The following is a 12526-nucleotide window of genomic DNA, read 5'->3' as shown; positions in this document are numbered from 1 at the left end:
CGCTGAAGTAACTATAGATTTTATAGTACTACAGCTATTACTGCCCCTACAACCGGATTTAAGTTTTTATTGTTAATGTTCCATTCAGAATAAGCATCTTGTATTTTATTCCATTCAACATCATTTCGTTTGCTTATATCTTTTATCCAAGACATACCATAACCATCGCTTAGTAAGTCAATGGCATCTTGAAGATTTTGATTATCCTTTGTTTTTATATCAACATTAATACCGGTAGCATTAACAGTAAGTGTTCCTCCAATATTAATTTGAGGTAAATACCAAATATTTTCTTGGTAACCTTTATTTCTTTGCTTAATGTAAAACCCTTTAGACATACTAAGTTCTTGTTCAAAATCTAAAGAACTTACAGCTTTGAAGTTAACTTTACCTTGAAGACTAGTTAAATTAGTATTTTTGCCGGCTTCTATTTTACTACCTTCAAAAGTAACATCATCTCTACCTAAAATATTGATATAACCGGTAGGAGCAGAAAACTCTGTAACAACTGGGGTTGAAGTTTGGTGAATTTTCTTAAAAGTTTTCTTTCCACCTAACCAATTTCGCTTTACAGACTCTGTTTCATATTGCGTTGGTTACTATAACCTCCATAATTAATTTGGTTAGTACCCTGAATTATACTGATATTATTCCCTTGACCATTTATCCTACCAGTTAAATTCAAAGTTATACTAATTATATCTATAGAATCTATAGAATATATAGAATCAAAACTGCCATCTAAGCCATCACTCTCAATATTAATTTGGCCTTTAGTTATCCGTAAGTTATCTAAAAATCCTTCATTATTTAAAGTAGGTTTACCTGTAGTTAATGTAGCAACGGACATATTAAGAAAGCCGCCGCCATTAACAGTAATACCATTGGGGTTAGATATTATCACTGAAGCTCTATCGCCAGCTACTTCTAACGGTCCTTTAAGCTGAGATTGATTACCCCCGACTACTTCATTAATGATTAAATCTGCATATCTATCTTGAAAATTAGGGTTTTTATCTACATCTCCTAATATTTCAGATAATGCAGTATCTATTGAGTTATTTTAAAACTGCACCTTGCTCTTCGACATTAAATTCTTTATAAACGTTATGAGAGATCCCCCTAATATTAGGGGCAGCTATATCAATAACAGGAACATCATCAATTACATTTATTTGAGTTCTGTTATCATTGGAGATAATTGGATTTGCAGCAACGATGCTGATAGGATAAATACCTATTAGATATATAAGAAGATAGGTTAAAGCTTTTGTAAACTGATTAACATTATCAGGATTATTGGGTTTTTTCATAATTTCCTGCCATTAGTTCATTTAGAAAAAAATTGCAAGAAATTATGAAAAGCATATAAGTCTCTTGCAATTAATAGAATTACTTATACTTTTTAACTAAGACTGGTAAATATTAAATTGGCTCCCATCTATTTTTATCATCAGACCATTTTAATTTTGTTCCATTATCATTTAAGTTATTAGCATTTATAGTTATATTGTTATTATCATTTCTAAAAACCCCATTAATATTTACAGTGCTACTATAAGGGGCGTTTATCTTAATCAGGTTTTTTTCCATCTAAATCATTTAAATTAACTCTGGTTCCTTTATCAGTAGATATCACTACGATTCTATTAGCGTATATTCCACCCATGTCACTAGTATCTATTGAGAATTCAGGTTTAGGACCTTCAGATTCAATCCAAGTATAAGTAAGGTTTTTCATATCTGTTAAAACACCGCCAGCATGAACAGAAACATAATCTCCTTCAATATCTCCATCTATCTTGATAGTTTTGCTAAACAAATTAAGATAGTTAACATTTCTAGTATTTATCCCATCTTCTCCAATAGTAATATGTCCTTTAGTTACTTTAGACTCCTCTAAATTTTTTCTTTTATCAAAGGTAATAGTTCCAGTGGTAAAATTAGCTTCACCAATAGTATCACTGAAAGTAAGTCCATTAATTGAAATACCACTAGGGTTAGATATCACCACACTAGCAAAATCTCCAGCTACTTCAATCATACCTTTAAGTTGAGATAGATTGCCTCCAACTACCTCGTTAACAATTATTCCGGCTGGTCTATTTCTAAGATTAGGGCTTTTATTTAGTTGTCCTACTAGTTGAGATGTAGTACCATTTAATGAATTATTGAACACTAAACCTTTTTCAGAAGTATTAAATTCTTTATAGACGTTATGAGATACTCTTGAAATATTAGGAGTAGCTATATCTATTACGGGTATATTATTAACTATATTTACTTGAGTTCTATTATCATTAGGGATAACTGGATTTGCAAAAGCTAAATTATTAGAAATCAATAAAGCTAATATAGAAATTGAGGTTACTTTTGTAAAATCTTTAATGTTTTTAGTAATCATAAGATTCTCTTTTTAAGTGACATAATATCTGTTCAATCATTGCTTTCGATGCCAAACACCATCAATAAGCACTAATTCTACACCCTCATGAAAATATCTATTAGCTGCAACAATTATATCTTGTTTTTGGTTAGTAGTATATACGGCTCCAGAGTCTTTCGTTAATTGCACAGTAACATCCGTTAATTGTCCCCTTGAAGTTGATAAATCCCTTATATTCACGCCGGCATCTTTTTCGTTACTAAGAAGTATTATGCTTTTATTAGCATACATTCCCCCGAGGCTACCAGTATCTATAGAAAACCCAGATTGAGGAGTTTCATTTTCAAATCTGGTAGGTAATCCTGGAATTTTCATACCGAAAGAGTTTGGACCTACCATTGCTGTAATAGTGTCAGCATTAATGATATATCTCTTTACCTTTGGGATTAACGATTTCCGGATAGAATTTTAAAGGTTGACTTCCAAATAATCCACCACTGCAACGCCCCATATAAGTTAAAAACTCACGTAACTGTCCTTGAATTTTGAAGTCACGAAGACTCTCTAATTTTAGAATATCTTCTTCTGAATAACCTTTAATATAGTTAGTATCTATAGTCAATTCGGGATAAGCAGAATGTAGATATTCTATTAATTCTGTTTTAGTCATTTATAGCTCCAATTAATCTACTAACCATAAAGATTGTAATTTGTGAGAATAATCATTCAATAATTTGGCATTACATTTTTTACTGAAAGAAAACTTTCTATAAAAAGGTTTATAATTGATATCCCGCTCTAAGTTCATAACAGAATATATAATTAACTCAAGTTCTCCATAAGATAATTTAAGGCTATAGAATATTTCAGCGTTTAAATGTTCTTTTTTCAAAATTATCCTTGTTTTTAAATTCTTATCCTTCAAAGCCTCAGATTGTATACAATCTGATATTTCTAAAAAAGTAGACTTATACCAGGATAATTTATCAGGATTTTGCTCTTCAATTTCTTTAGATTTAAGTAAGATATCATGTAAACAGTCCCTAAGAATAACTAATTCTTCATATGTCATTCTGATAGTATAAAAACTAACTCCAGATACAGTTTCTCTATTTAAGGTCTTCATATTGATTTAAGGTCTTTATATTGAATTTATCACTAGATATTTAGGGTTTTCTACCGATTGTACCCTCAAATATATTAATAATAAAATCTTTGTTTTGATCTGCAAATACTTTGCTATTAGGTTTACAGCCAGCACACATTCCTGGAGATGTAGCACTAGTATTCTGAATAGACATATTTATATCTACTTTCTTACCTTGAAAATTATCTTGAAAATGACTAAATAATTTTTGTTCAGCGTGATTAAAGTTAGTTTGCTTTCCATTAGGAGCTGATGGTATAGAACCACTATCTTCTCTAATCACATTAAAATTAACCCCATTAATATTTACGACATTGGGAGAATTGCCTGACCAAGCTGCACCATTTACAGATAAGTAATATTCTTTTTTACCATTAACTGTTACTGATGCTGCAGCATAACTAACAGCTGCATCAGGTTTTTGGAATTCACTTTTAAGATATTTTTTAGTCCCCGCTCTAAGCATATTAGGCTCTAAATTCATATCTTTAAGCTTACTTAGATCATTAACTCTATGATTCCCTTTAAAGAATTTACCCATACTTCTAAGAGAATCATTGTAAATCCTAGTAGCTTCAGCAAACTTACCATTTTTAGCAAGAGTTTTTATAGCTTCAACGCTTTTATCAGCTGCTTTTCCTAATTTTGCCCAAGGGGCTGCTGATGCCGCTGCAATTATATAATCTGTTCCTGTTTCTGCATCTTTAACATCTTTAAGTACTGAAAGAGGACTAAATTCTACTATAAAATTACATAAAGTTGCGTCAATTAAACAAGAATCTATAGCTTCTTGGAGAGATCCTTCGGGAGGAAATATACTACCATTTTCACCTTTTACAAACATGTTCATGGCATGTTCATCATGGTTGTGCACTATAGTTAATTCACCAGCATTAGCTCCAGCATAAACACCTTCAGGAGTTCCTGTAATAGCTGCGCCAGCTAATGCTCCTACAATCTTACCTCCTATTTGAGTGGCTCTAGAGTCATCAAACGTATTTCTAAGACTATCTGCTGCTAAAGAAGCAGCTAAAGCTCCTGCTGCGGCTGCTTTACCATCATTTCCTCCAACTTCTGCAATTATAGCAGATAGTGCAGCATGGCTAAGCGCTCTTCCAACTTCAGTTAACTGATTCGCATATTCACCTATTTGGAAAGCTCCTTCAGCATGAAGTTGACTAGTTGAATTAGATAATAGAGCGGAAACAAAATTATCTTTAAAACTTCCACCATTAATAGTAGTGTTTATTCCAGAGCTAATCAAAGACTGTCCGGCAACTCTCTGGGCAGTAGCTACCCAATCTTGATTACTTAATAGAGGCATACTTCCTCTATTAATAGCTGCACCTCCTTTAGTCCCTTCACCCCAACCCATTGCAGAATCAAATCCAGCTAATGCACCTCCAATAGCCGCTGAAGTAACTATAGATTTTATAGTACTACTACTTCCCATGTCTTTAAAAGTTTTAGATAAATTACCCTCATTTTCAGCTAGAGAAACCGCTGCTTTACTAGCAGCCGCTGCCATACCTGCTGTAATAGCTCCTTGAGCTGCTGCACTGCTTCCAGCTATAGGTGCTGCATAGGGAGCAGCGTAACCAGCGGTGACTACAGCTATTACTGCCCCTACAACCGGATTTAAGTTTTTATTGTTAATGTTCCATTCAGAATAAGCATCTTGTATTTTATTCCATTCAACATCATTTCGTTTGCTTATATCTTTTATCCAAGACATACCATAACCATCGCTTAGTAAGTCAATGGCATCTTGAAGATTTTGATTATCCTTTGTTTTTATATCAGCATTAATACCGGTAGCATTAACAGTAAGTGTTCCTCCAATATTAATTTGAGGTAAATACCAAATATTTTCTTGGTAACCTTTATTTCTTTGCTTAATGTGAAACCCTTTAGACATACTAAGTTCTTGTTCAAAATCTAAAGAACTTACAGCTTTGAAATTAACTTTACCTTGAAGGCTAGTTAAATTAGTATTTTTACCAGCTTCTATTTTACTACCTTCAAAAGTAACATCATCTCTACCTAAAATATTGATATAACCGGTAGGAGCAGAAAACTCTGTAACAACTGGGGTTGAAGTTTGGTGAATTTTCTTAAAAGTTTTCTTTCCACCTAACCAATTTCGCTTTACAGACTCTGTTTCATATTGCGTTGTTTCGTTTAAAGCTTGAGCATAGATGTAACCGCCTTTAGCAGAAATATCCATAGTTCCAGAAGCTATCGCATTTCTTAAAGTAGTGTCTGAAATAACTGATGAGATATTTTTTAGTCCTTCAACTGCTAATTTAGTAGCTTGAAATAAAATATTTCCTTCAGCGGAAAGCGTTAATAAACCTTTGGCAGATAATTCTGTTGATTCAATAGTTTGATATTCGTAGCTATCATTACTTCTAGTATATTTTTCTTTTGGTAAAGCTCTAAGTCTAATGTCTCCTCCAGAAAGTATAGAAAGATTTTCTCCAGAGATTAATTTAGATCCTGAGGTTACGACATGATCATTAGCGATTAAATTAAGATTTTTACCGGTTTTAATAGAAGTTACTAAGTTATCTGTAAGGAAATAATTTAAATCTGGACTTAGTTTACCATAATTATACCGATCAAAACCTATATATTCTCCTGCTAATATTGTAGTATTTTCTTTAGATTTAATATCGGCAGCTTTTAGTATAGCCGACCCTCCAGCATTTAATGTGACATTGCCCGAGTTAATAGCAATAGTTAAGTCTAAAATTTCGTGAGAATTAGCTCCAAATTCAGGTCCGAGATTCACAATTGTGTAATGGAGGTCATCAGGAGTGTTAGGTATAATTCTAGGCCCTTGGGCCATAACTTTTACTGAAAACATAATATCCCCAAAAGAGGTATCATTTCCAATAGAAGTAAGTCTATCATCACCATAAATTAGACCAGATTTAGTCAAATTGAACATCAAAAGGTTTATTATCTCTAGCTAACTCTAATAATCTTAATGCTTCTCTTGAATATTTACGAGTAAAGCTTGATCTTCCTGTCCTTACCTTTTGATGATATATGTTATCTGTTTCCTTTATATCTTTCCCTGTAGCTTCTTTGATTTTTTGTATTAATTGATTTACGTAATTCCAATTACGATATCCAAGGGACTCTGCTAAAGACGTCATTGTAAAACAATAATTAGCATTAAATAAATCTAACGAATCACCATCGGTAATTCCATAAACTCTTTCTAACTTACCATCATCTAAGGCTAACTCAGTCAACCTAGTATAATCGATAGAAACCGTATTCATGGGTATGTCAGAGTTAATCAGCTTATAGTTTCTTGCTAATAATGCTCTCAATACCTTAGGATTAACATTATCCATTGCTGGATGAGCAGCAAAGGCTTCGAACACCCATTTAAAATCATTAGATACTATTCTTTTTATTCTTACATGCTTATTATTATCAATATTAATCATCGCTTCTCTGGCAGGATAAGAGTTTTCATCTATTTCTTTATCTCTATTTAGTATATAGATATTAGGAATCAACTCCCCCTCTTCCGATAGGATTTCATCTATATCAGACAAAATTCCTTTTATATTTTCATCCTCAATACTATAACCAATAAATATCAAAGGATGTTCAGCAAAAAAAGTTAATAATTTAGCACTAAGGTATTTTTTCTTACTCAAAAAATCATCGTAATCATTTCTATTGATAACAATTGATGCTGGCTCATTACAAGAGCCATGTATTTTAAATATTTCCCCAGTGCTACTATTAACTAACCTTATGATTTTTTGTCCAACTATAATTTCATGGTCAGGAAAAATCCCATCAACTATATTGTCGTAATTAGTTGTTACAATGGAGTGTGGATGAATGGATTTTAATGATTTTATTTCATCAGCAAACTCATTTTCATCAATTATTTCTAGACGATTAAAAAAATCGGCTATTTTATACTTCAGATATATATCTCCATCATAATGTTCACTGAATAACTCTTCAGGAAAATTAGACTTTCCTTCCGCCCAAGCCCAATCCCAATCCCAATCCCAATCCCAATCCCAATCCCAATCCCTATCCCTATCCCTATCCCTATAAGCATCTGACAGGATAGTTCCAATGTCTATTAGTGACTCATTTTTTTGTGTGTAATACGCGAATGGACGCTTAATTTCTGGACATTGCTCCATTAAATTTTTAAGCAAACTCTCCCAATCTGGTCCATTCGCGTACCTTCTTGTCAGGCCTGAACCAATAAATAGAATTGGCTGACACTCAAGACTTTCTAGGCATGCTTGAATATCATCCGTTACATCTAATTGATATTGCTTATAATCTCTGTTCATAGGATTTATCATTGATAACGAATACATAAGATAATCCTCTCTATAAATATTTAGCCTGTCTATTAAGATTAGCAATTTTTGCTAGGTATCACACAGAGTTATCCGCTCTTCTTAATCTCTATACCTCAAAATTGGCATTCGACCATACTCCACTCCCTTAGTCCGAGGAATTGGGCTTCGAGGGTTTCTAGTTCTCCGAGGAGATGTACATAATCCTGTTCAGCGTCTTTCGCCAGTTTGGCGGGTCTTGAGCCATCCACGCTGGAGGTGATAGTGGTTTTAAGCACTGGACAGTTGGCTTTGACGTACACGCGCTGAGTATTGGCACGAAGATCATTACTAAGCTGATTAATCTTAGATTTGGCATCGGCGAGTTCCTGAGTGTGTTTGGTATCCAATTCATGCAGCATTTCAATATGCGTGTTCTGATAATTAATGGTATCGGTTAATTGCTGGATTTCAGTTAGTTGGTCGTTATTGATGCCGAGCTGTTCCTTATATCCAGAGCGGTATAAGAAAGCGGCGGCTGAAGCAATAATCAGCGCAATAACCGTACCCTTGGTGAAATTGAGCTTCATGATAAAAACATCTGGCGCTCAGATGCCCTGCGATTATCCAGCCCACGCATAACCTTGCCTGCTGCTTTATTCCAGCGGGAAAACTCGGCCGCTGCGCCTGTGTAGTCACCTTGATTGAGCTTCTTTAATAGCGTGGAGCCAGAAAAGTTATCGCTGCCACAATTGAAGATAAACGAGCACAAAACATGGAACTGGCCTTGAGTCAAAGGAACTTTAACCCATTGCCTTAATATGGTGTAAATAGGTTGGAGATCATCCTGTAAGAATGTTTCAGCCTGTGATTCTGTAATCACATCACCTTTTTTTAACCCCTTAGGTGTGGCCATAACCAATGGTCCACGGAATACCGCCGGTTGCAGGATCGGGGTAGGCTTTCAGTTTCAGGCTTTCATACTGTTTGATGCACTCAAGACCTTTATCGCTGATTTCCATCAGAGGATGCTCCCGTTTTTTTCTCTGCGGCCTTACGTAATAATTGACCGATAAAGTCCGTACCCAAGTAACCCATCATCACACTGCCGATATAGGCTAAATCAGGATTCAGACCAAACAGATTTAAGACATCACGAATAAACCACGCGAACATGGCACACATAAAGGCATCAATTGACACCTTTATCCAACCACCACCGTTATAGTGGCCACGAAGAAAAGCCATTGTTCCGGCGAGTATTGCTCCGATGCCTTGTTCCTTTATCGATATGAGCCAGTCACCAAGGTGTGCCCAGATATCAGGATCTTCTTTCATTTTCATATTCCCCCATTAGAGCAATAGGTATCCGTGGGTTGAGTGACGTCAGCCCTTGTGAGTGAGTTAATAGGATGCCAGCCGCAATACGTGGATACAGATGTGATGAGAGTGATTGCGGTGGCAAAGTCGGTTGACACTGCACACACTTAACGTATACTGACGCTATACAGTATACGGCAGCGCACAATGATTAAGAGTTTTAAACATAAAGGGTTAGAAAAATTCTTTAAAACAGGCTCTACAGCAGGCATTCAGGCAAACCATGCTGTAAAACTGAATATTCAATTAACCGCGTTAAACACCGCCAAAAAACCCGATGACATGAACGCGCCCGGCTGGAAATTACACCCGTTAAAAGGCGCTGATTTAAAAGGCCACTGGGCTGTTTCTGTCAACGGGAACTGGCGGCTGACATTTCGCTTTGAAGGCGAAGATGCCATCTTGGTTAATTATCAAGATTATCACTGAGGAATCACATAATGAGCAGAATGTATAATCCCGCCCATCCCGGCATTGTCTTACGCGAATATTTAGGCGACATTTCTGTTACCGAAGCTGCGAAAGCGCTGGGCGTAACCCGTGTGGCTTTATCCCGTATTTTAAATGGCAGCGCAGGCATATCCGCAGATATGGCACTTCGTTTAGAAGCGGCATTAGGAACCAGTGCCGAAATGTGGACAAATATGCAGTCCCAGTATGAGTTGTGGCAGGCTTCTCAACAACAGCGCCCCGAAATCAGGCCGATATTTGCACATCTGTAATGATGAAGTGGTTCGGTATTGCCGAACCACTTCAACTATCCGGTCATTCCCGTGAGTTGAGTTGTAAACGCTAAGTTGACAACTGCCCGTTGATCTCCTGAACAGTCTGCTTAAACCGTTCTTCTTCCAGCTCAACACCCAACACACAGCGATTCAGTTTTAACGCGGCTTTCAACGTTGCCCCGGAACCCATAAAGAAATCGGCCACCACATCCCCTTCCCGGCTGCTGGACTGGATAATATGCGTCATTAAATCAGCGGGTTTTTCGCAGGGATGTTTACCCGGATAATATTGCACGGGAGCAAACTGCCAGACATCGGTATAAGGCACTTCTGCCGTCACTAAGAACGGGCGGCGCATTAAGCCATATTCTTGCCGCAATTCATCATACTGGCGCGACAGGGTGAGGTGAGAACCCACCAGCTCAGCATACGGGGTGTTCAGTTCACCACGCTGGTGCTTTTCTTTGGCGATGCGGTCAAACAAACCCTGCAACTTTTGATAGTCAGTTTCACTGGGTAACTGCCACTGGCTATCGCTGAACCAGTGACTGGCCATCTGCTTCCCGGTGGCGGCATGAATGGCTTTTGCCGTGACACCTAGCGCTTTTCGAGCACCACGAAAATAATCAACCAGTGGTTTAAATACCGACTGTTTTAGATCCTGACATTGCTTGTAATAGCCATCCCCTTTCGGATGATAGGGGCCCTGGTAATGTTCGGCAAAAATAATGCGTTCAGTGGCCGGAAAATACATCCTTAAACTTTCTTTATTTTGTCTGCACCACGGGCCGGACGGTTTCGCCCAGATAATATGGTTCAACACGTTAAACCGTTCCCGTACCAGCAGTTCGGTATCAGAGGCCAGACGCGAACCACAGAACATGTACAGGCTGCCGTTCGGTTTCAGGACCCGCCAGCACTCGGCCAGCAGTTCATCCAGCCAGGCAAGGTAGGCCGTGACGTCCTCCCACTGGTTATCCCAGCTACACGCTTTTACCCGAAAGTACGGCGGGTCAGTGGCGATTAAATCGAGGCAGTTATCCGGCAGAGTTTTGATAAATTTCAGAGAGTCATCGTTGACTAAGGTGACAGGGCGTAACTCCATTCGCTTTTTTCCTCTCGACGCTGGCAGCGATTAGGAAAGCCACAACACGACAAGCCGGCGTTAACCGGCCTGCACTTTTACGTCCCGGGAAATAGCCCCATCAGGGAGAACGTTTGAAAAACGTGTCATCCTCCCGGCTTTCCATTAAACCCGCCAGACGAAATTGTGTTAACAGTAATTGGCAACGGGGTTCAGGCAGCCCCATTAATTTAGACACTTCAGAAACAGAAAACCACGTATGCAAAGGCACGGCGTCTAAAACACAGGCGGCTGTCATTGTCATATCTTCATGTTTTAGCATGATAAATTTAACCTCATGGTCAGTTTTTGTGCATGGACACATAGGTAACTCTGACCCGTCACAACAGCAAGTCTTATGTTTATTTCAGGCGTAAAAAAACCTTGCACGGGGCAAGGTTTAAAATGTCTGATATTAATAAGCCTGGTGACTTTGTCATCACGGTTATCACAATAGCAGCGTTTTTACGATCGTAAAGATTTATTTTTAAAAATCGCTACATAATTCTTGCTGGTAACGGTTAATCAGATCAGTGACCTGACGTACACGCCAGTAACGCATGACCTTTTCCGCATAGCCTTTTAAATTGGCCCGCCAGACCGGGGTTTTGGCCAGCTCCAGCAGGTTAGCCAGAATACCCCGTTCTTCACCCATCGCATCTGCAATGAAAAAGGGATCGATAATGGCACTGCTCAGGGCCTGCTTTTTGATTTCTCCGTACACCCGGCGCAGATGAACGGAGCTGAATGCCTCATCCGGTAAAATCGCCAAGACGTCGTAGGCATCCGGTGTCGCCCCGCCCGACAACAAACCACTGATGACGGCCATTTCCAAATCATATACGTTCATGCGATTTCCCTTCTGTAGCTTTCCCAGTCAAAGGCCAATACCGTGCCACCCTGAAGCACTCTGTCCAGCGTCCGGTCACCCAAAAGCTGCGCCAGCTCAGTCACGGGCAAATTACTGATCAGAAGGGTGGGCAGCAGGTCTTCATAGCGATTATTCAGCACCTCAAACAGAATATGGCGTTCAGACTCCGTGCCGTACTGTACGCCAACTTCGTCAATCACCAGTAAATCCAGCCCGCTGTAAAATTTCAGGGTATCAAATTCACTCATTTCACCCTCACTATTCCATGAGCGACGAAACGCCCGGATAATACGTGATGCGGTGGTGATAAAAACCGCTTCATCACCGCCTGTGGCAATTTCACGGCAGATGGACACAGCAAGGTGGGTTTTGCCCGTGCCCTGACGCCCGCACAGGATCATGCCTTCCCCTGCCCGCTTACGTTCCTCCCACGTCTGGACGTAGCCCTGACAGGTTTTCAGGTTAGTTTCTGCCATTCGGCTCTGCGGCTGGTAAGTAGCAAAGCTGGCCTGCGCAAAGCGGGGAACGATTTTCAATATGCCCATATCGGTTGTTTCCATCGC

General features: G+C 38.3%; 17 protein-coding genes and 1 pseudogene. 2 read left to right on the top strand and 16 right to left on the bottom strand.

What is annotated here, in order from left to right:
* Nucleotides 1–20 precede the first annotated feature (20 nt).
* The 12 genes and pseudogenes from BDD26_RS09690 to BDD26_RS09635 all read right to left on the bottom strand — a co-directional run bounded on the left by BDD26_RS09690 (nt 21) and on the right by BDD26_RS09635 (nt 9208).
* Nucleotides 21–338: a hypothetical protein gene (locus BDD26_RS09690; RefSeq protein WP_115826421.1), complete on the bottom strand. Its 318-nt coding sequence runs from the start codon at nt 336–338 to the stop codon at nt 21–23.
* A 230-nt stretch (nt 339–568) separates the two neighbouring features.
* The gene (locus BDD26_RS20500; protein ID WP_280524537.1) at nt 569–1033 is read right to left on the bottom strand and encodes a two-partner secretion domain-containing protein; all 465 of its coding nucleotides are present in this window, start codon (nt 1031–1033) and stop codon (nt 569–571) included.
* A gap of 25 nt (nt 1034–1058) precedes the next feature.
* Nucleotides 1059–1313, bottom strand: a complete 255-nt coding sequence (locus tag BDD26_RS09680) for a hypothetical protein (RefSeq protein WP_115826419.1) — start codon at nt 1311–1313, stop codon at nt 1059–1061.
* A 260-nt stretch (nt 1314–1573) separates the two neighbouring features.
* Nucleotides 1574–2404, bottom strand: coding sequence for a two-partner secretion domain-containing protein (locus BDD26_RS09675; RefSeq protein ID WP_115826418.1), 831 nt, complete (start codon nt 2402–2404; stop codon nt 1574–1576).
* Between the two features lie 36 nt (nt 2405–2440).
* Nucleotides 2441–2785 (bottom strand): hypothetical protein, encoded by a 345-nt coding sequence (locus BDD26_RS09670; RefSeq protein ID WP_115826417.1) that lies wholly within the window; start codon nt 2783–2785, stop codon nt 2441–2443.
* Nucleotides 2786–2804: 19 nt separating this feature from the next.
* Nucleotides 2805–3056, bottom strand: coding sequence for a hypothetical protein (locus tag BDD26_RS09665; RefSeq protein WP_115826416.1), 252 nt, complete (start codon nt 3054–3056; stop codon nt 2805–2807).
* A 12-nt stretch (nt 3057–3068) separates the two neighbouring features.
* Nucleotides 3069–3512, bottom strand: a complete 444-nt coding sequence (locus tag BDD26_RS09660; protein ID WP_147299009.1) for a hypothetical protein — start codon at nt 3510–3512, stop codon at nt 3069–3071.
* Between the two features lie 40 nt (nt 3513–3552).
* Nucleotides 3553–6477: a DUF637 domain-containing protein gene (locus BDD26_RS09655; RefSeq protein WP_170140390.1), complete on the bottom strand. Its 2925-nt coding sequence runs from the start codon at nt 6475–6477 to the stop codon at nt 3553–3555.
* Nucleotides 6470–7903 (bottom strand): SIR2 family NAD-dependent protein deacylase, encoded by a 1434-nt coding sequence (locus BDD26_RS09650; protein WP_115826413.1) that lies wholly within the window; start codon nt 7901–7903, stop codon nt 6470–6472. Before BDD26_RS09650 ends, BDD26_RS09655 begins: the two co-directional genes overlap by 8 nt.
* A 98-nt stretch (nt 7904–8001) precedes the next feature.
* Nucleotides 8002–8454: a lysis protein gene (locus BDD26_RS09645; RefSeq protein WP_115826412.1), complete on the bottom strand. Its 453-nt coding sequence runs from the start codon at nt 8452–8454 to the stop codon at nt 8002–8004.
* Nucleotides 8451–8886 (bottom strand): annotated as a pseudogene (locus tag BDD26_RS09640) (lysozyme). Before BDD26_RS09640 ends, BDD26_RS09645 begins: the two are co-directional and overlap by 4 nt.
* A complete protein-coding gene (locus tag BDD26_RS09635) occupies nt 8870–9208 on the bottom strand; it encodes a phage holin, lambda family (protein WP_115826411.1) in 339 nt (112 codons plus the stop codon). The pseudogene BDD26_RS09640 and the gene BDD26_RS09635 overlap by 17 nt, the downstream one beginning before the upstream one ends.
* A gap of 183 nt (nt 9209–9391) precedes the next feature.
* Here BDD26_RS09635 and BDD26_RS09630 point away from each other — a divergent pair, with 183 nt between their 5' ends.
* Both BDD26_RS09630 and BDD26_RS09625 read left to right on the top strand, forming a co-directional pair.
* Nucleotides 9392–9673, top strand: a complete 282-nt coding sequence (locus tag BDD26_RS09630) for a type II toxin-antitoxin system RelE/ParE family toxin (RefSeq protein ID WP_038181334.1) — start codon at nt 9392–9394, stop codon at nt 9671–9673.
* Between the two features lie 11 nt (nt 9674–9684).
* Nucleotides 9685–9966: a HigA family addiction module antitoxin gene (locus tag BDD26_RS09625; RefSeq protein ID WP_099136635.1), complete on the top strand. Its 282-nt coding sequence runs from the start codon at nt 9685–9687 to the stop codon at nt 9964–9966.
* Nucleotides 9967–10036: 70 nt separating this feature from the next.
* Here the strand turns inward: BDD26_RS09625 and BDD26_RS09620 are convergent, their stop codons facing one another.
* The 4 genes from BDD26_RS09620 to BDD26_RS09605 form a co-directional block, all read right to left on the bottom strand.
* Nucleotides 10037–11074 (bottom strand): DNA-methyltransferase, encoded by a 1038-nt coding sequence (locus BDD26_RS09620; protein WP_115826410.1) that lies wholly within the window; start codon nt 11072–11074, stop codon nt 10037–10039.
* A 100-nt stretch (nt 11075–11174) separates the two neighbouring features.
* Nucleotides 11175–11375: a hypothetical protein gene (locus BDD26_RS09615; RefSeq protein WP_012987795.1), complete on the bottom strand. Its 201-nt coding sequence runs from the start codon at nt 11373–11375 to the stop codon at nt 11175–11177.
* Between the two features lie 204 nt (nt 11376–11579).
* Nucleotides 11580–11942 carry a DnaB-like helicase N-terminal domain-containing protein gene (locus BDD26_RS09610; RefSeq protein ID WP_244922701.1) on the bottom strand — a complete coding sequence of 121 codons (363 nt, stop codon included), beginning with the start codon at nt 11940–11942 and terminating at the stop codon, nt 11580–11582.
* A complete protein-coding gene (locus BDD26_RS09605; protein WP_115826409.1) occupies nt 11939–12523 on the bottom strand; it encodes an ATP-binding protein in 585 nt (194 codons plus the stop codon). Before BDD26_RS09605 ends, BDD26_RS09610 begins: the two co-directional genes overlap by 4 nt.
* Between the last annotated feature and the right edge of the window lie 3 nt (nt 12524–12526).

It is taken from the genome of Xenorhabdus cabanillasii (assembly GCF_003386665.1).
GTDB classification, from domain to species: Bacteria; Pseudomonadota; Gammaproteobacteria; order Enterobacterales; family Enterobacteriaceae; genus Xenorhabdus; species Xenorhabdus cabanillasii.
Note: the sequence above shows the minus strand (reverse complement) of the source record. Positions and strands in the feature narration are given on the sequence as shown.

Bases quoted from the DNA above. Each gene is read 5' to 3' on its own strand.
- BDD26_RS09690 (WP_115826421.1), bottom strand. From the start codon at position 338: ATGTCTAAAGGGTTTTACATTAAGCAAAGAAATAAAGGTTACCAAGAA.
- BDD26_RS09680 (WP_115826419.1), bottom strand. From the start codon at position 1,313: ATGAAAAAACCCAATAATCCTGATAATGTTAATCAGTTTACAAAAGCT.
- BDD26_RS09675 (WP_115826418.1), bottom strand. From the start codon at position 2,404: ATGATTACTAAAAACATTAAAGATTTTACAAAAGTAACCTCAATTTCT.
- BDD26_RS09670 (WP_115826417.1), bottom strand. From the start codon at position 2,785: ATGGTAGGTCCAAACTCTTTCGGTATGAAAATTCCAGGATTACCTACC.
- BDD26_RS09665 (WP_115826416.1), bottom strand. From the start codon at position 3,056: ATGACTAAAACAGAATTAATAGAATATCTACATTCTGCTTATCCCGAA.
- BDD26_RS09660 (WP_147299009.1), bottom strand. From the start codon at position 3,512: ATGAAGACCTTAAATAGAGAAACTGTATCTGGAGTTAGTTTTTATACT.
- BDD26_RS09650 (WP_115826413.1), bottom strand. From the start codon at position 7,903: ATGTATTCGTTATCAATGATAAATCCTATGAACAGAGATTATAAGCAA.
- BDD26_RS09645 (WP_115826412.1), bottom strand. From the start codon at position 8,454: ATGAAGCTCAATTTCACCAAGGGTACGGTTATTGCGCTGATTATTGCT.
- BDD26_RS09635 (WP_115826411.1), bottom strand. From the start codon at position 9,208: ATGAAAATGAAAGAAGATCCTGATATCTGGGCACACCTTGGTGACTGG.
- BDD26_RS09630 (WP_038181334.1), top strand. From the start codon at position 9,392: ATGATTAAGAGTTTTAAACATAAAGGGTTAGAAAAATTCTTTAAAACA.
- BDD26_RS09625 (WP_099136635.1), top strand. From the start codon at position 9,685: ATGAGCAGAATGTATAATCCCGCCCATCCCGGCATTGTCTTACGCGAA.
- BDD26_RS09620 (WP_115826410.1), bottom strand. From the start codon at position 11,074: ATGGAGTTACGCCCTGTCACCTTAGTCAACGATGACTCTCTGAAATTT.
- BDD26_RS09615 (WP_012987795.1), bottom strand. From the start codon at position 11,375: ATGCTAAAACATGAAGATATGACAATGACAGCCGCCTGTGTTTTAGAC.
- BDD26_RS09610 (WP_244922701.1), bottom strand. From the start codon at position 11,942: ATGAACGTATATGATTTGGAAATGGCCGTCATCAGTGGTTTGTTGTCG.
- BDD26_RS09605 (WP_115826409.1), bottom strand. From the start codon at position 12,523: ATGGAAACAACCGATATGGGCATATTGAAAATCGTTCCCCGCTTTGCG.